At 71.9% G+C, this 16981-nt stretch carries 10 protein-coding genes and 6 pseudogenes; 5 read left to right on the top strand and 11 right to left on the bottom strand.

Annotation, left to right across the window (positions count from 1 at the left end; genetic code table 11):
* Positions 1–79: 79 nt before the first annotated feature.
* A complete protein-coding gene (locus WKH84_RS14630; protein ID WP_341854175.1) occupies positions 80–646 on the top strand; it encodes a class I SAM-dependent methyltransferase in 567 nt (188 codons plus the stop codon).
* A 285-nt stretch (positions 647–931) separates the two neighbouring features.
* On the opposite strand, the gene WKH84_RS14625 is transcribed toward WKH84_RS14630, so the two are convergent.
* The 5 genes and pseudogenes from WKH84_RS14625 to WKH84_RS14605 form a co-directional block, all read right to left on the bottom strand.
* Positions 932–1870: a hypothetical protein gene (locus WKH84_RS14625; RefSeq protein WP_341854174.1), complete on the bottom strand. Its 939-nt coding sequence runs from the start codon at positions 1868–1870 to the stop codon at positions 932–934.
* A 238-nt stretch (positions 1871–2108) separates the two neighbouring features.
* Complete coding sequence (locus WKH84_RS14620; protein WP_341856910.1) at positions 2109–2177, bottom strand: excalibur calcium-binding domain-containing protein; 69 nt, start codon at positions 2175–2177, stop codon at positions 2109–2111.
* A gap of 350 nt (positions 2178–2527) precedes the next feature.
* A pseudogene (locus WKH84_RS14615) lies at positions 2528–3475 on the bottom strand (NINE protein); the annotation flags it as partial.
* 338 nt (positions 3476–3813) lie between these two features.
* Positions 3814–4610 (bottom strand): annotated as a pseudogene (locus WKH84_RS14610) (SDR family oxidoreductase).
* Positions 4611–4723: 113 nt separating this feature from the next.
* On the bottom strand, positions 4724–4906 hold the full coding sequence (locus tag WKH84_RS14605) for a hypothetical protein (RefSeq protein ID WP_341854173.1): 183 nt from the start codon (positions 4904–4906) through the stop codon (positions 4724–4726).
* A gap of 1051 nt (positions 4907–5957) precedes the next feature.
* Between WKH84_RS14605 and WKH84_RS14600 the strand changes: the two genes are divergently transcribed.
* The 3 genes from WKH84_RS14600 to WKH84_RS14590 all read left to right on the top strand — a co-directional run bounded on the left by WKH84_RS14600 (position 5958) and on the right by WKH84_RS14590 (position 8198).
* A complete protein-coding gene (locus WKH84_RS14600) occupies positions 5958–6392 on the top strand; it encodes a hypothetical protein (protein WP_341854172.1) in 435 nt (144 codons plus the stop codon).
* A complete protein-coding gene (locus tag WKH84_RS14595; protein WP_341854171.1) occupies positions 6368–6667 on the top strand; it encodes a hypothetical protein in 300 nt (99 codons plus the stop codon). The genes WKH84_RS14600 and WKH84_RS14595 overlap by 25 nt, the downstream gene beginning before the upstream one ends.
* Before the next feature lie 136 nt (positions 6668–6803).
* On the top strand, positions 6804–8198 hold the full coding sequence (locus WKH84_RS14590; protein WP_341854170.1) for a toxic anion resistance protein: 1395 nt from the start codon (positions 6804–6806) through the stop codon (positions 8196–8198).
* 15 nt (positions 8199–8213) lie between these two features.
* Here the strand turns inward: WKH84_RS14590 and WKH84_RS14585 are convergent, their stop codons facing one another.
* From WKH84_RS14585 to WKH84_RS14560, 6 genes and pseudogenes are all read right to left on the bottom strand, one after another.
* Positions 8214–10835: a sugar-binding protein gene (locus WKH84_RS14585; protein WP_341856909.1), complete on the bottom strand. Its 2622-nt coding sequence runs from the start codon at positions 10833–10835 to the stop codon at positions 8214–8216.
* Between the two features lie 235 nt (positions 10836–11070).
* Positions 11071–12329, bottom strand: a pseudogene (locus tag WKH84_RS14580) (PfkB family carbohydrate kinase).
* A pseudogene (locus WKH84_RS14575) lies at positions 12329–13130 on the bottom strand (carbohydrate ABC transporter permease). Before WKH84_RS14575 ends, WKH84_RS14580 begins: the two co-directional pseudogenes overlap by 1 nt.
* Positions 13127–13992 (bottom strand): annotated as a pseudogene (locus tag WKH84_RS14570) (sugar ABC transporter permease). Before WKH84_RS14570 ends, WKH84_RS14575 begins: the two co-directional pseudogenes overlap by 4 nt.
* Before the next feature lie 193 nt (positions 13993–14185).
* On the bottom strand, positions 14186–14608 hold the full coding sequence (locus tag WKH84_RS14565; RefSeq protein ID WP_341854169.1) for a hypothetical protein: 423 nt from the start codon (positions 14606–14608) through the stop codon (positions 14186–14188).
* Positions 14608–15552 carry an extracellular solute-binding protein gene (locus WKH84_RS14560; protein ID WP_341854168.1) on the bottom strand — a complete coding sequence of 315 codons (945 nt, stop codon included), beginning with the start codon at positions 15550–15552 and terminating at the stop codon, positions 14608–14610. The genes WKH84_RS14565 and WKH84_RS14560 overlap by 1 nt, the downstream gene beginning before the upstream one ends.
* Before the next feature lie 85 nt (positions 15553–15637).
* Between WKH84_RS14560 and WKH84_RS14555 the strand changes: the two are divergent.
* A pseudogene (locus tag WKH84_RS14555) lies at positions 15638–16965 on the top strand (DeoR family transcriptional regulator); the annotation flags it as partial.
* Positions 16966–16981 lie beyond the last annotated feature (16 nt).

Below are 16981 nucleotides of genomic sequence, written 5' to 3'. Positions count from 1 at the left end.
CGGCACGTGGGACCGGCCGGCTCTGGCGCACGACGCAAGAGCGCTTCCGCGCCACCGCCAGGTCTGCGAGGCTCGCCCCATGACCGCACACCACCACGCCCCGCACGCGCACGCCGAGCCGGACCCCGACCTCTCCCCCGCTGAGCACTGGGAGCGGCGCTACTCCGCCAGCGAGCGGGTCTGGTCGGGGAAGGTGAACCTCACGATGTCCGAGGTCGTCTCGCACCTGGCTCCGGGCCGGGCGATCGACCTCGGCCGCGGTGAGGGCGGAGACGTCCTGTGGCTGGCTGAACAGGGCTGGACCGCGCACGGCCTGGACATATCCGCGACGGCCGTCGGCCGTGCCCGCGGGGAGGCCGCCGCGCGGGGGCTCGACGGCGCGAGCTTCGAGGCCGTCGACCTCGACGCCTGGGAACCGAAGCCGGCAACGGTCGACCTCGTCACCGCGAACTTCTTCCAGTCCAAGGTGGCCCTGGATCGCACCGCGATTCTGCGACGGGCCATGACCGCGCGCGCCCCGATGGGCGCCTGGTCACGGTCTCGCACGCCGCTCCGCCGTCCTGGGCGAAGGACCACCCGGCGACGATGGTGTCCGTGCAGGACGAGGCAGGGCGACTCGCCGGCAGTACCGAGGAGTGGGAGGTAGAGCTCGCCGAGGAGCGACCGCGCGCCGCGACCGCCCCCGATGGGTCGACGGGCGAGCACCTCGACGCAGTGCTGGTCCTGCGGCGACGGTGAGCGGCTGAGTCATCTGCAGAGCAGTCCTGAGGTACCAGCAGAAGATACGGGCTTGCCGGGACAGTTCAATGCGATAGTCGGCCGCCTCGGCGGCGTCACCTGGAACGCCAAGGGCTCCTCGAGTACACAGTACGAAGACAGAACCAGATCGCGCTCGAGTTAAAAGATGAATCCAGACTGCATCGCTCTCCGCCTATCGGCACCTCGACCTGACCGCAAGTCCATCACCGAGACCAGTGATGTCCGAAAAGCCGCTGGCATGCTTCCATATTTTCACGGAGCGACGCTTCCGCTTCGGCGGCACCCCCTCCACCACACTTGGATACACAATCTTCCAAGTGCCCACAAGGGCGTAGTATGAAGCGAGGAATGCAAAGTATGGATGCGTATACGTGCGCATTGTCGCCTTACTGCTGACAAACGGAGAAAAGGATTCTCCATGGAATCGATCATTGCGCGCCGTGTAAAGGAACAACGAAAGCAGCATTTTTGCGCGCGGCACTGTGGTTAGCGCAAACCCTTCAACATCTCCCAACCTAAGGGTATCCCCCCTTAATGCCCGCCTTAAGAGCATGGCGCCTTTCCTGCGGCGCTCGTCCGTCTCGTCCCCATACTCCGACTTGAGATAGTCAACCAATTGAGAAACGAGGGGCTCGCCTAGGCCGTCAAGACGCTTCTCGAGTCGCGGGTCGGCCGAGCCTTGCAGTGCGTCCACAACGAATCTTTGATACAAGTACTCACAAGACTGCGCAGGATACTTCTCGCTGATCAAATTAACTACCCCCGGCTCAAGCCTCTCGGAGAGGCCTTTCAGACGGTCGGTAATATGTCCCGAGCATAGTTCCTTTGAGGCCAGCTCTAAAGCTTTCCAGGTCGAATCGAAGGCGATATCCACGCGACCCGGAAGTGCGTCGAATGCGTCGATCAAATAGCTCAACTGGCGATGATACTCAATAGAACTCTGGTCCGCCACAGCCATCGGTCGAAAGAAGATGTCGGATTTCTCCCGCACTCGATCGGCGAATGCCTTCTCGATGGGCAGTTGACGGCGAGGCTCCAGAACGCCCGCCTCAGACCACCGCGCCAGCGCTCGAAGGCGTTCATTGCGATGATAAGTTGCATCGTAGTTCATCCCATGACTCCCTTTAAGTATCGTTCCAGAAGGCAGGCTCACATCCCCGCCCATCGTCAAACCCTGTTCATCAAAATGAACGCGATAGCGATCGGAGCCACCCTACTACTGCCGGACACCCTTCCCTGGGCACCTGGGGCCTACTCCCCCGCGAGAGCGCCTGCATCTACATGACGAAATACTAAGATCCTATACGCACAAAGCCAATTTGTCGCCGCCATGGCGGACTGGGAATGAACTACTCGCAACCCACTCCGTCGCCGTCGCGGTCCAGCTTCCTGCTGTAGCCAGGGTCGCCGGCGTGCACGGGAGCCGCGCCGGCGGCGCGCGCGGCGTCGCAGTTCTTGTAATAGGCGCGCCGCCGCCGGAGCCGCTGTCGTTCGACTCCTCCTTCGGCGCGGGCTCGTACACCGGAGTGGTGGCCGGCGCCGGCTCGGGCGCGGGTTCCGGCTCGGGCGCGGGCTCCGGGGCGGGCTCGGGCGCGGGCGCCGGTTCCGGCGCGGGTTCCTCCTCGGTGGCGACGACGTCGCCCTCGCCGGTCGCCGGCCACTGGTCGTCGTCCTCGATCGCGAGGAAGCCCTCGCAGTCGCCGAGGACGCGGCGCATGGCGTCGGCCTCGGCGGGCTTGACCCAGAGGTCGTACTTGTCCTTCACGGCGATCTGCCGGGCGACGTACTCGCACCGGTAGTCCTTGAGCGGCGGGAGCCAGGTGGCGGCGTCGCCGTCGCTCTTCTGCCGGTTCAGGCTCGACTCGACCGCGAGCAGGTTCAGCGGGTCGTTGGCGAACTCGCGGCGGGTCTGCTCGTCCCAGCTCGCGGCGCCGGTCTGCCAGGCGTCGGAGAGCGCCACGACGTGGTCGATGTCGATCGTGCTGTTCTCGCGATCGAAGTCGACGGTGTCGCCGCTGTACGGGGAGTCGAGGGTGCCGCGCTGGACGACGCGACCGTTCGTGCCGCCCTTGAGGGTGATCTGGGTGAGGTCGCGGCGCAGGATGTCGTTGCGGGTGTCGCGACCGTTGCGGTCCATGTCGTCGCGCCAGCCGAACAGCTCGCGGTCGTAGTCCGTCTTCGGGGCGCGGCCCTTCTCGTCGAGTCCGGCGAGGACGGCGAGCGCCGTGCCCTCGGCGGCGACGGGCTCCGGGGTCGGAGAGGGCGTCGGGGCGGCCGTGGTGGTGGGCGCCGGGGTGCTCGGCGCCTCCGTCGTGGGAGTGGCCGTCGTCGGCGTCTCCGTTGTCGCCTCGTCCGCCAGGACGGCGGTCTCCTCGAGGGCGGTCTCACCCGCGACCACCTCGTCGGCCGGGGGCGTCTCGACCGTGCCTCCACCCGCGATGATCGCGACGAATCCGAGCGCGACCACGCCGGAGATGGCACGCGCGGGCCACTTCATCGTCTCGAACTGACGCAGAGGCCGGCCCTTGGCATCCTTGACCCGGCCGATGCTCAGCGACACCAGGTCGACCAGCCACCAGATGAACAGCCCGCCGAGAGTGAAGAATTTCAGCAGGCCGGTCTTCCACTTCCCGAGGTAGAAGCGGTCCACTCCACACACCCCCAGGAACAGCGAGAGCACCCAGGCGATCGGGAAGCTCTTGGCCGGGGCCTGCACGGGGCGCCGCGGGTCGCCGCGCCGAAGCGGCCGGCTCGAAGGGCAGGCCGCCCCGCGGGCTCTGGCCGTACGTAGGCGCCGTGGGCCAGTTCTGGCTCCCGTCCGGGCGCGGCGGAGTCGGGTTCTGAGCGTTCATGCCCATCCTTCGTGATCGTCACCGATGTCCGTGCACGGCACGGACCGGGGCGTCGGCGGCAGTCGCCCGTCCCCCGTGTCTCCCCACCGGAGACCCTTGAAGATTACGATTCAACGACCACGAATGAGCAGGACTTTCGTCCGATGCCGCCGACATCACACAGTTGTGCAGAAAACGGGTGGGCGGTATCGCCGCCCGTCGTTCACGGCAGGATCGCGTCCGTGTACCCGCCGTCCACGCGCGCGCCCCGCCGGTCGTGGCCGACGCGAGCGGCGAGGCGAGGTAGACGACCATGTTGGCGATCTCCTCGGGCCGGATCAGGCGCTGCAGCAGCGACTGCGGGCGGTGCAGGCGCATGAACTCGGCCTCCGCCCTTTCCCAGGGCAGGGACGGATCCACCAGCTCGTAGACGAAGTCCTGCACGCCCTCGGTGTACGTGGGCCCGGCGATCACGGAGTTCACGGTGACGCCGGTGCCGGCGGCGTCCTTCGCGAAGCCGCGGGAGACGGCCAGCGGCGCCGTCTTGGAGACGCCGTAGTGGATCATCTCGGCCGGGGTGACGATCGCGGAGTCGCTGGCGATGTTCAGCACCCTCCCCCAGCCGCGCTCCTTCATGCCGGGCAGGGTCGTGCGGATCAGCCGCACCGCGGCCATCACGTTCACGTCCCAGTAGCGCTTCCACTCGGCGTCGGTGATCTCGAGCGCGGGCGCGGCGCCGAAGATGCCGAGGTTGTTCACCAGCACGTCCACCTCGCCGGCGGCCTCGAGCGCGGCGGCGAGACCGTCCTCCGCAGTGACGTCGCCGGGCGCCGCGATCAGCTGCGACGGGTCGACCCCTGCGCCGACCAGGGCATCGAGCGCCTCCTGCACCCGCTCTGCACTGCGGCCGTTGACCGCCACGCGCGCTCCGGCGAGCGCGAGCCGCTGCGCGATCGCGAGGCCGATGCCCTGCGTGGAGCCGCTGACGAAGGCCGTCCTGCCGGTCAGGTCCAGGTCGATCATGGGAAGGTCCTCTCCTCGTGCCTCGCGGGCCTCACACCCCGGGCTGCGAGGGAGCAACGCCGCGGGCCGACGGATCCTTCCCGTGTCGTTCCCGGCGAGGGGTCGACCGCTCAGAGACCCATCAGCACGATGCCGATGAAGGCGAGAACGAGCGCGATGATCACGGCGGCGGTGGTGCGCGCGGAGGAGTCACGGCGCCCGGCGTCCGCACTCGCGGACACGGCCGGGATGGGCCCGGTATGGGTCGTCGGGGTCATCTCGTGACCGAGGTGGATGTCAGGGCGAGGATCCATGCCGGAGGCCTCCTTCAGCGGTGTGTGGGACGCGCCTGGTGCAAGACGCGTCCTGCCAGGTCAGTCGGGGAAATCGTGCGCCTCGGCGCACCGGTCAAGACTAGGGTCCTCGCGGGCGCGCGCGAAAGAGCTGTCCACCACCCGTCAGCGGGATCACACCGCCCCGGGCGCACTGCTCGTCGGCCCGTCCTGCGCCCTTCCCGCACGGCGCCCTCGACGATGCCGCCGAGTGGCGCCGCCGCTGTGCGAGGACCTGCACAGCGCGGACGGCATGAAGGCGGGAGCGGATCCCCCGATCCGTCTCCCGCCTCCGCTGGGCCACGGGCCCGGCGCCGGCCTCCGCCCCCGCGGAGGGCCACCATCCCTCTCCCCCGAGGTCCCGCACCCAGTGCCTGGAATCTATGACGGGTGCTGGGAATGCGCGATGGGGCGAACTGCCTGGGGAGAACTCCCCATGCCCTCCCCCGGCCATCCCCCGGATCCAGCCCGCGCCCACCTGCGGTCCAGCCGCTCGCGGTAGCCTTCCAGCACGTCCAGGACGAGGCGTGCGCACGGCCCTCGAGGCGGTCCCCCCGCCTGCACGGGCCGACGCTCGGGCCTCGTCACCGTCCCGGGGAGGACAGCGAATCGCAGTGAGCGCAGGAGAGACACCCTCGGCCGAGCGGCCGAGCAGCGGGAGCGACCGGTTCCCGGACCCCTTCGCGCCCGACTCGCCGCCTCCGCTGGCCCACCAGCCCGGCCCCCGGCGCAGCAGTCCGGCTCTCCGGCCCAGCAGTCCGGCCCGCAGGTCGCCGACCCGGCCGTCGGCCCCGCTGCCCGCGACGAGCGGCTCCGCCCACCAGCGGCTGTCCCGTCGGTCGGCGCCTCGGCGCCTCCTCTCCACCCGGCCACCGCGTCGGCCGATACACGACCCACCGACCCGTCGGCCGACAGGCCGGTCGCCCCCGGCGCCCAGGACCTGCCGTGGAAGGCGACCGCGGAGCGGCGCGACCTGTGGGGGCCGAAGCAGACAGCGCTCGAGGGCACGGTCCGCGGCCCCGCCTCCCGCGAGGTGTCCGCGCCGCGTCCCTCCTGGATGGTGCGGCTCGGCGCTCCCGTCGTCCTCGGCGGTCTGGCCGGCCTCGCAACCTTGCTGGTCGTGCTCGGCACCGGCCTCGGCGGGCCCGTGCTGGCCCTCGGCGCCGCGGTCGGCGTCGGCGCCGTCGCCCTCGGCGGGGTCGGCGTGGCCGTGAACCGTCCCCGGTCGGGATCCGCCGAGCGTCCCGTGATCGATGCGAGCGTCACCGGCGGCACCCGTGAGGTGCTCGAACGGATCCTCGAGGCCGACGAGACCACCCGCAGTCGCGTGCGGGAGCCGCGCCCGCAGGCCGCCGCGGCTCCTGCGATGCAGGTGCTCGACGACGTCGACTCGCTGCTGACCAGAATCGACGCGCTCGTCGGTGCGGAGCGGCTGCGCAGCAGATGCGCCCCTCCGTGGGCGAGGTGACGATGCTGGAGGGCATCGCCACCCGCTACGTGCCCGACCTGGTCGACGCCGCCGCGGAGATCATCGGCTTCCTGCGCACCTTCGCCGGCTCCGCCCGCGAGGAGGCGCTGGCGAACCTCGCCTCGATCGACCGGCGGCTCGACGTGCTCGCCGAGGGCGTCGAGCGGATCGAGAGCGACCTCGTCGGCGGAGTCTCCCGTTCGCTCGAGGTGCACTCCGAGTTCCTGCGACAGCGCTTCGCCGACCAGCACCTGGACCCGATCATCGACGTCTGACCCGCCCCGCCGGCCGCACCGCCGCCCCTCCACCACCGCCGACCGACCCGCACTCACCGACCATCCGCCCGAGAGATGCCCGGCCCCGCCGGCATCGACCACCAGCCATCACCCGCGACCCGCCCAGGAGGCACCGATGGACAAGCTCCAGCCGCCCACCCCCGCCCAGGAGATCACCCCCGCCGACCCGGTCGAGGAGATCAGCGACGACGACGCGGTCTCCGTCGCCGCCCGACCTCCCCGCCGAGAAGCGGCAGGAGCTCGAGCGGCGGGCCGACGCCTGGGTCGACCAGGTCTCCCAGCTGAACCCCCACTCCCAGGAGTTCACCGCGCAGGTCAACGCCCTCGGCGCGGTCGCGCGGCGCACCTTCGAGCGCACCTCGCAGACCTCCTCGCGCTTCATGGAGCAGGCGCCGCGGGACGCGAAGGACAAGAAGGGCGCGCCCAGGAGAACGTCGCGAAGTCGCTCACCGAGTCGCGCACCACCATGGAGGAGCTCGCGCCGAAGGAGGAGACCTTCGCCGACAAGGCGCTGGGCTTCCTGCCCGGCCGCAACCGCGCCAAGCGCTACTTCCGCGACTTCGAGTCGAACCAGGACCAGCTCGACCACGTCCTCGGCGCGCTCTCCCGCGGCCAGGAGGGGCTCCAGCGCGACAACGCCGAGCTCGCCGTGGAGCGCCGCGCCCTCTGGGAGGACCTCGGCGCCCTCCAGAAGGCCTCCCACCTGCTGGGGCCGCTGGATGATCGGGCCGTGCGCAAGGCCGAGGAGATGCGCGCCTCCGGCAAGCAGGCCGACGCCGATGCGCTCGAGCGGGACGTGCTCTTCGCCGTGCGCCAGCGCCGCCAGGACGTCGCCACCCAGATCGCGGTGACCGTGCAGGCCTACCTCTCGATGGGCGTCATCGAGGACAACAACACCAAGCTCCAGCAGGGCGTCGAGCGGGCCCGCACCACCACCGTCACCGCCCTGCGCACCGCCGTGATCACCGCGCAGGCGCTCGAGAACCAGAAGCTCGTGCTCGACCAGATCGACGCGGTCAACGCCACCACCGACAACCTCATCTCCTCCACCTCGAAGATGCTCGCCGACAACTCGGTGAAGGTGCGGCAGCAGGCCGCGAACTCCGGCGTCTCCGCCGAGACGCCGCAGAAGGCCTTCGACAACCTGTTCACCACGATGGACGGCATCGACTCCTTCCGCACCCAGGCCAACCAGAACTTCCTCACCACGGTGACGAACCTGGAGCAAAGAGGTCGAGCGGGCGCGGCCGTACATGGAGCGGATGCAGAAGGAGCGCCCCGAGCACGAGGAGATCGAGAGCGCGGCGAGCCTGCTGGAGATCGAGGACCGCTGATCGGGCCGCTGGCGGCCGTCTCGGCCGCACCGGGGCCTGCCACGGAGGTCACGCTGACCTACGACTGGAGCACTGTGCCCGACCCGCTCCGGGAGGAGTTCGGCCTGCCGCCGTTCCCGCCGCGCTTCCTCGAGGAGTCCCTCGCCGCGCTCGAGCGAGCGGTGACTGCGCAGTAGCCGCCGCCCGCCCGCTCAGCGCACCGTCGCGGCACCCGCGCCGGCGCCGTCCTCGTTCTCCAGCGACACGGCCACGGTCAGCGTCGCATCGGCCGGCACGTCCCCGACCAGCGGGATCGTCACGACCTCGCGGGCGGAGCGGACGTCGGTCGCCTCGAGCTCGCCGACGGTCCGCTCCCCGTCCCAGACGAACACGCGCCGGGTGCCGGGCGCCGCGGTGCGCACCACGGCGCTGATCTCGCGGCGTCGGCGGGTCGCCTTGTCCACCCGCACCGCGTCCGCGCCGAGCGAGGGGAAGCCGCCGAGTCCCACCCCGTCGGCCGCGGACTGCAGGATCGACTGGGGCGAGGCCACGGAGCGGGCCGAGGTGTTCGGGATCCGCGCCTCGACCGGCGCCGACGGCTGGGCCTCCAGGTCCGGCGGCTCGAGCACGCCCCAGCGGAAGGGGTCGGCCTGCACGCCGGGGAAGGTGGACCAGCCGATGCGGGACTGGCCGGTGCGGTCCTGGGTGTCGGAGTCGTAGACGACCACGTTGAAGCCCATGCGGGTGGGGTCGATGCCGTCGGGCGCCTCCGCGAAGGGGATCGTCGTCTCGAGCACGTAGCCCTGGTAGGGCTCGGAGATCTCGGCGGCGATCCTCACCGAGGGCGCGACCTCCTCGATCGGGCCCTGGCGGTTGTCGTGGTCGCGTCCGGCGACCGGCCCGCCCACGCCGCCCGCGCCGTCGTCCGTGCCGGGCGGCGCCCCGAGGATGAAGGTGGTGGCGGTGTGGTCGGAGGTGCCGCGCGGATCGATCATGATCTCGACCGAGTCGGTGCGGAAGCGCCGCTTGTTGTCCTCCGGCGGCGGCAGCGTGCCGAGCACATCGTCGATGACCTGCACGAACACGTGCAGCGCCGCGTCGTCGTAGGTGACCCAGGTGGAGCCGGAGGCGTCCTCGGCGGTGACCGCCGAGCCCTCCCACAGGGTGCCGATGTCGATCGGCTCGCCGGGGTACTCCCCGGTGCCGCGCACCGCGTCGACCTCGACGCCCTCGGTGCGGGAGGCGACCAGCCGCGGCACGAGGTGGAGGCCCTGCGCGGTCGCGGCGGCGACGCCTCCGGCCGACGCGGTGACCGTGACGGCGTAGACCCCGCCGTCCGGAGCGCGGTTCGCCGTCGGCGCGAGGGGTCGGTGTTCTCGATCCGCACCGTGGCCGTCGACTCGCCGAGCGCGGGCACGCCCTCCACCAGCGCCTGGGCCGGCTCGGCCGTGAAGCCGTCGGGCAGGGTGAGGGTGACCTCGGCGTCCTGCACCTGCTCGGAGCGGTTGCGCACCACGATCTCGAACTCCTCGGCGCGGCCCTGACCCAGCGAGCGCCGGGTGGGCACGAGCGCGTCGAGGCGGCGCATGCCGAGCTCCTCGGTCCACTCGAGGAAGGCGGCGATCTCGGCGCGGTCGGCGATCCCGGCCTCGACCACGCCGGCGGTGCGCGCGGGAGCACGTTCTCGCCGCTGCCCTTGCGGGAGGTGACGCGGGCGCGCAGCGGCACGTGCTCGCCGGGGGTCGCGCTGACCGGCACCTCGACGGTGAAGGTCGCGGTGCGGGACTGCTTCGCGGGGATCGTGCCGAGGACCTGCCGGCGCCCGGCGTCCCATCCGTCCGGAACCTCGAGCTCGACCTGCACGCCGGGCAGGGCGGCGCCCGGGGAGCCGATCTCCACCTCGACCTCGACAGCGCCGCCGGTCTGCACGGCGAACTGCTCGCTGCGCGCTCGAGCGTGGTGCCGAGCGGCGACCCGCCCTCGACCGGGAGGCTCGCCCCGCCGAGCGCCGCGGTGTCGCCGCTGGTCGGATCCGGGAACGGGGTGCGGGAGTCGATCAGGGTGAACCAGGCGGCGGGGATCTTCTCGGGGTCCGTGGTAGTGGGCGGGAAGACGTGCCAGCCCTGGGTGCGGTAGGCGTGGATCGAGTCGTCACGCACGGCCGACCAGCGCTTGCCGTGCTTCTCGGACTCGGTGCCGTTCCACGCCCCGAACACCACGTCGCTCGCCACCAGCGGCGTGAACCCGGTCGCGACGGCGTCGGGCCCGGTCGGCGCCTGCCCGTCGGAGCCGGAGCGCAGCGACCGCGTCGGGGCGAAGGGCTTCAGGCCTTCGTCGAAGTGCTCGGGGAAGACGTCCTCGCGGCCGGCGAGGAGGTACGCCTCGACGGCGAACATCGCGGCCTGCTGGTGGTTGCCGTGGTTGCCCTGCACGGCCGAGGGGTTCATCGTCACGATCACGTCCGGCCGCGTCGCGCGCACGACGCGGATCACGCGGCTGAGCACGTCCCGCCCGCCCCACACCTCGTGGCTGAGCGGGGCGGAGAGGGTGTAGAAGAAGTCGACCGCGTCGAGGTTGAAGACGTGCTCGATCCCGGCGAAGCCGACGGCGGTGCGCTCCTCGCCCTCGCGGATCAGCCCCAGCGCAGGGCCCTCCTCGAGGCCGACGGCGTTCCCGCCGCCCTCGCCGCGGGTGATCGTGATGACCCCGGCCCGCTGGTCCTCGTACTCGTTCCACTGCCCGAAGGCGGCCAGCGTCCAGGCCTCGTCATCGGGGTGGGCGCCGATGTAGAGGATGTCCAGGTCGACGCCGCCGTCGGCGAGGGCGCGCTCCATGGGCGGCGACCCGCTGAGGTCCAGCGCGGTGGCGCCGGCGGCGAGTCCGAGCACTGCCGAGCCCTGCAGGAGGCGCCGGCGGGAGAGCCCGCGGGCGGCGGGGGCGTCGGGGACGGGTGCGGCAGAGGCGGGGCGGGCGGGGAGGGGAGGGCGCGGCATGGTTCCTGACTTCTCTCGTGCGGCGGTGCGTCGATGCACCGGTGGATGCGTCGGGGTCGTACGGAACCGGCCGGGGTCAGTGCCGGCCGGCGTCGGAGCGGAGCGCGAAGGTGCCCTGGGCGCGGCGTCGGCCGAGCACGGGGCGGTCGGGGACGATGCCGTCGAGGAACTCGTAGCCGCCGCGGGTGTAGGCGGCGCGGAGGTCGCCGTCGGCCGCGCCGTCGCTGAGGTGACGCCACCAGTCGGTGATGTCGCCCCAGCCGGGCGCCGCGAGGGAGCCGCCGAACTGCTGCACGGCCAGCGCCGAGCACAGGGAGGCGAAGCGCGCCGCTGCTCGAGCGGCCACTCGGCCAGGGTGCCCAGCACCATTCCGGCGGCGAACACGTCCCCGGCGCCGGTGGTGTCGATGGCGTGGACGGGCACGGCGGGGCAGAACGCCTCCTCGCCGGTGGAGGCGTCGATCGCGTAGGCGCCGTCGACCCCGTCGGTCACCACTGCCAGCGGCACCTTCTCGGCGAGCGCCCGCACGGCGCGGCCGGGGCTGTCGGTGCGGGTGTAGGCCGTGGCCTCCAGGGCGTTGGGGGTGAAGGCGTGGCAGTGGGCGAGCGGGGCGAGGTCCGCGGGGTCCCAGCGGCCGGTCGCATCGAAGCCGATGTCGGCGAAGATCAGTGCGCCGCCGCGGGCGAGCTCCGCCCACCAGGAGGTCTCCCCCGCGAGGTCCACGACGGCGGCGCGGGCGGCGGGGGCGCGGGCGATCATGGCCGACAGCGGCTCGGGCAGGTCGTGGCCGTGGGTGGCCATGGCCCGGTCGCCGTGGGCGGCGATGGAGACGGTCAGCGCCGAGTGGAAGTCGTCGAAGCGTCGTGAGGCGGAGAGGTCGATGCCCTCCTCCTCGGAGAGGGTCTGCCACATCCAGTCGCCGTAGGCGTCGTCGCCGAAGCCGGCGACGAGGCCGGTGCGCAGGCCGAGCCGGGCGGCGGCGGTGGCGAGGTTCGCGATCCCGCCGGGGCTCGAGCCCATCCCCTTGGACCACAGCTCCTCGCCGGGCTGGGGCAGGCGGTCCATGCCGGTGAAGACGATGTCGAAGAACACGGTGCCGGAGAGAAGCACGTCCAGCGGCGGGTCCGACGGGGTGCGCAGCGAGGCCAGCGGGTCCCAGTCCTGCCGCTCGGCGGCCTCGGGCGGGGCCGGGGTCGCGGCGCCCGGGGCGTGCGAGGCGGCCGCGTCTCGGGCGGCACGGCCGACGGCGGGCCCGTCGGCGGCGGGGGCGATGCGGTCGGCGGTCGCTCCGTCGGCGGCGGGCCCATCGGTCAGGGCGTCGGGGCGTTCGGTCATCACTTGGCGACTCCTTCGAGCATCCCGCGGATGAAGTGGCGTTGGAGGAACAGGAACAGGATCACGGTGGGCAGGGCGATGATCACGGCGGCCGCGGCGAGCGGCGCGGTCTCGGAGGTGTACTGGCCCTGGAAGGTCGCCAGGCCCAGCGGGGCGGTGCGTCGAGCGCCGCTCGGGGTCATGATCAGGGCGATGAGGAACTCGTTCCACGTCCACATGAACACCAGCACCACGAGCGTCACGATCGCCGGCCGGGAGGCGGGCACGAGGATCTTGCGCGCGCGCGCAGGGGGCCTGCGCCGTCGAGCGCGGCGGCCTCGAGCAGGCTCGTCGGCATCGAACGGAACTGCGCCCGCGGCCAGAAGGTGCCGAAGGCGATGGACTGGGCGACCTGCGGCAGGGCGATCGCGAGATAGGTGTCAGTCAGGCCCAGGGTGCGCAGGTCGAAGAACAGCGGGATGATCGTCGCCTCGGCGGGGATCATCATGCCCAGCAGGAACAGGTAGAAGAGCACCGTCGCGCCGGGGAAGCGCATGGTGCCCAGCGCATAGCCGGAGCCGATCGAGAGCACGGTCGCCAGGCCCACCACGATCGCGGCGACCACGACGGAGTTCCCGAGCGAGCCGCCGAAGCCGCCCACCGTCCATGCCTCGAGGTAGTTGCCGGGGTAGAAGCCGGCCGGCTCCCCAGCGGCGCCGAGACGGAGCCGATCAGGATCGTCAGCACGGGCGCGAGCGCGAACAGCGCGAAAGCGACCAGGAGGACGTAGTTCATCACGACCTCGCCGCGGGAGACCCTCATGACTCACGCTCCCCGATGCGGGTGACGCCCACGTTGATCGCGAAGATCAGCAGAGTCAGCACGATCGCGACGGCGCTCGCGGAGCCGACCTCGCGCAGGTCGAAGGCGCGGAAGTACACCTCGTAGCTGGGCACGGTGGTGGAGTTGCCGGGGCCGCCGGAGGTGGTCATGTAGACGAGGTCGAAGGTCTTCAGCGCCGCGATGATGGTCAGCACGAGCGCGACGGTGATCTCGCCGCGCACCGCGGGCAGGGTGATCGCGAAGAACTCCTTCACGGGTCCGGCGCCGTCCAGCCGCGCCGCCTCGAACAGCTCGGCGGGGATGCGGCTCATCCCGGACAGCATCAGCGAAGCATCACCAGCCCCATCTCGACCCAGGTGCCGATGAAGCCGACGGACGCGAGCGCCGTGCCCGGGTCGCCGAGCCAGCCGCGGGTGAGGCCTCCGAGCCCGACGGCCTCCAGCACCTGGTTCAGCGGGCCGACGGGCGAGTAGATCTGCCGCCACGCGACCGCGACGACGACCAGCGCGATCACCTGCGGCAGGAAGATCACGGTGCGGAAGAAGCCCATCCCGCGCACCTGGCCGCGGCGCAGGATCGCGGCGAGCACGAGGCCGACGACCAGCGGGATCACCGCGTAGAACACGATCAGGACCAGGGCGTTCCCGATCGCGGCGCGGAAGGCGGCATCCCCGGCGAGGTCGACGTAGTTCTGGAGGCCCACGAAGGTGGAGGCCCCGAAGCCGCGCCACTCGAAGAGGGAGAACTGCGCGGCGCGGCCCAGCGGGTAGAGCGCGAACGCGGCGTAGACCGCGAAGGCGGGCGACAGGAACAGCGACGGCGTGGCCCACGAGCGGGCCACGGCCGAGGGACGCGGGCGGCGCGACGTGGCATATGTGCCACGTCGTGTCACCCGCGTCCCGTCGGCCGACGCGCGGGCGGCCGTCCCGTCGGCCGACGCGCGCGCACCCGTCCCGTCGGCCGACGCGCGCGCACCCGACCCGCCGGCCCCTCCTCCTGCCCGGGCCGTGCTCCCGTGAGCTGACGCCATGTGGTCAGGACCCCTCGGTGAACGCGGCGTAGTCCTCCTGCGGCGCGTCAGCGGCGGCCGGGGGCTCAACCTGCCCGCCGATCACCTGCTGCAGGGCGGCCCCGGCGGTGTCGGCGAAGGACGGGGTCGCGTAGTCGAGATAGGGCAGTAGGGTGCCGTCGGTGGAGACCGCGTCGAAGGCCTCGTAGACGTCCTTGTTCACCCCGGACTCGGGGGCGAGCTCGGCGGTGCGGTTCACGGGCATGCCGCCGTTGTCGGCGATGAGCCGCATCGCCTCGTCGCTGGTGAGGAAGTCGATGTAGGCGGCGGCGACGTCCTTGTTCTCGGCGGCGGCGGGGATCGAGAAGGGGATGCCGGTGCCGCCGGTGGTGGCGACCGCGCCGTCGACCCCGGGCGGCGGGGCCATGAAGCGCAGGTCCTCACCCATCACGGCCTCCATGTCGGGGGCGAGCCAGGAGCCGCCGATAAGGAGGACGCCGGTGCCCTTGGTGTACAGCGGCCAGGCGTCGTCGTAGGCGAGGCCGTTGGGGAGTCGCCCATCGCGCCGGTGGTGCCCCACTCGGCGAGCTGGGTGAGGGCGGCGACATTCTGCTCGCTGGTCCAGTCGGCGCCGGTGTTGCCCATGCCGAGCGTGACGATCTCCTCGGCGGGCACGAAGTTCGCCTGCGCCGGGCCGAAGATGTGCAGGGCCGGCCACTGGTCGAGGTTGCCGAGCATGATCGGTCGCTCCCCGGCCTCCTTCGCCGCGTCGACCAGGGCGAAGAGCTCGTCCCAGGTGGTGGGGGCCTCGAGGCCGAGCTCGTCGAGCTTCTTCTGGGAGTAGTAGATGCCGCAGATCTCGCCGGTCTGGGCGAGGCCGTAAAGGGCGCCCTCGCCGAGGGTGACCCCGTCGGCCGAGTAGCGCATCTTCGCCAGCACGCTGTCGCTGAAGCGGTCCTCCCAGCCGTAGGCCTCGGCGTAGCCGGTGAGGTCGGTGAGCGACTGGTCGGCGACGTAGGCGCCCATGTCGCCGCGGGCGTTGTTGACCTGGAGCACGTCGGGCACGTCGTTGCCGGACAGGGCCAGGCCCGTCTGCTGCTGGAGGTCGTCGAAGGACTGGCTCTGCCGGTCCACGGTGACGTTGGGGTACTTCTCCTGGAACGCGGTGATCAGGGCTTCGATCGCGTCGTTCTGCGCGCCGCGGACCTCCTGGTCCCAGACCGTCAGGGTCACGTCCCCGAGGGAGGCGATGTCGGTCTCGACCTCGCCGGCCGCCGGGCCGCCGCCGTCGGAGGCGTCCCCGCCGCCGCCGTCCGAGCCGGGGGCGCAGGCCGCGAGGAGCCCCAGGCCGCCGAGCGCTGCGCTGGTCCCGAGGAAATGACGTCGTCGCATGGTGTCCTCCTGAAGGGTCGGCGGTGCCGCTCCGTCGCGTCCGCCCGTGCGAGCACCCGGGTGTGGTGCACGGCACCATGATGGCATGATCTGCGCGGGACTGCACGTTCCTGTTCGAAGCTGCGTGAAGTTGCGTGCTCGGTGCTACGGTATCGCCATGCTGAGCGAGGAGCGCCACCGGGCGATCGTGTCGGCGATCCGTCGCGGCGGTGCGGCGACCGTCGCCGCTCTCAGCGCTGACCTGCAGGTCTCCGAGGCGACGATCCGTCGGGACCTCGACGCGCTCGCCGAGCAGGGCCTGGTCCGCCGGGTCCGCGGCGGCGCCACCGATCCGCGCGGCTCCGTGCGCCCCGAGGCCGATCCGCGCTCCTTCGCGGACGTCGCCGCCTCCGCCCCCGCCGCGAAGCAGGCGATCGCGGCGCTCGCCTGCACCCAGATCCGCGACGGCGAGGTGATCGCGCTGGACATCGGCACCACCGTCGCCGCGATGTGCCCGCTGCTGGCCGAGCGCTCCCTCACCGTGGTCACCGCCTCCCTCGCCGTGGTGCGGGCGCTCGCGAGCGCCCCCGCGATCGACATCGTCGTGCTCGGCGGGTCGCTGCGCCCCAACTACGACTCCCTCGTCGGCACCCTCACCGAATCGGCACTGCGCCAGGCGCGCGTGGACCGCGCCTTCCTCGGCACCGCCGGGGTGCGGGCCGACGGCGCGGTGCTCGACTCCACCCCCAGCGAGGTCCCCGTCAAGCGGGGCCTGCTCGAGGTCGCGACCTGCTCCTATCTGCTGGCCGACCACGAGAAGTTCCCCGGCTCCGGCTTCCTCGAGGTCGCCCGCCTGCCGCGCTTCACCGCCCTGCTCACCGACCGTCCCCTGCCCATCGAGATCGACCTCCCCGAGGGGGAGGCCGTGGAGGTCCTCGCTGCCATGAAGCTCACCATCCTGGGAGGCGGAGGGTTCCGCGTCCCCCTCGTCCACGAGGCGGTCGCCACCACCGCCACCGGCCTCACCGTCGACGAGGTCGCGCCGCACGACGTCGACCCGGAGCGTCTGGCGACCATCAGCGCGGTCATCGAGGAGCAGGGTGCGCGCCTGGCCGCCGAGGGACGAGCCGTCGCCCTCCCCCGCCTGGTCGCCACCACCGACCTGCGCGAGGCCGTGACCGGCGCGGACTTCGTGTTCAGCGCCGTGCGCGTGGGCGGGGCGGAGGCCCGCACCGTCGACGAGCGGGTCGCGCTCGGCCTCGGTCTGCTGGGCCAGGAGACGATCGGCCCGGGCGGACTCGCCTATGCGCGCGCACGATCCCCGTGGCCCTCGAGATCGCGCGGACCATCGCCGAGCTCGCGCCGACGGCGTGGACCATCAACTTCACCAATCCCGCCGGGATCGTCACCGAGGCGATGCGCTCCGTGCTCGGCGACCGCGTCGTCGGGA

Origin of the sequence: Brachybacterium sp. GPGPB12 (assembly GCF_038396325.1) — a bacterium.
GTDB classification, from domain to species: domain Bacteria; phylum Actinomycetota; class Actinomycetes; order Actinomycetales; family Dermabacteraceae; genus Brachybacterium; species Brachybacterium conglomeratum.
The sequence above is the reverse complement of the archived record's forward strand: the minus strand, read 5'-3'. Positions and strand labels throughout refer to the sequence as shown.

Excerpts from the sequence above, each read along its gene's own strand:
- WKH84_RS14590 (WP_341854170.1), top strand. The coding sequence starts at position 6,804 with ATGGACAAGCTCCAGCCGCCCACCCCCGCCCAGGAGATCACCCCCGCC.
- WKH84_RS14605 (WP_341854173.1), bottom strand. The coding sequence starts at position 4,906 with ATGGATCCTCGCCCTGACATCCACCTCGGTCACGAGATGACCCCGACG.
- WKH84_RS14630 (WP_341854175.1), top strand. The coding sequence starts at position 80 with ATGACCGCACACCACCACGCCCCGCACGCGCACGCCGAGCCGGACCCC.
- WKH84_RS14585 (WP_341856909.1), bottom strand. The coding sequence starts at position 10,835 with ATGGAGCGCGCCCTCGCCGACGGCGGCGTCGACCTGGACATCCTCTAC.
- WKH84_RS14560 (WP_341854168.1), bottom strand. The coding sequence starts at position 15,552 with ATGCGACGACGTCATTTCCTCGGGACCAGCGCAGCGCTCGGCGGCCTG.
- WKH84_RS14565 (WP_341854169.1), bottom strand. The coding sequence starts at position 14,608 with ATGGGTGAGGACCTGCGCTTCATGGCCCCGCCGCCCGGGGTCGACGGC.
- WKH84_RS14595 (WP_341854171.1), top strand. The coding sequence starts at position 6,368 with ATGCGCCCCTCCGTGGGCGAGGTGACGATGCTGGAGGGCATCGCCACC.
- WKH84_RS14625 (WP_341854174.1), bottom strand. The coding sequence starts at position 1,870 with ATGAACTACGATGCAACTTATCATCGCAATGAACGCCTTCGAGCGCTG.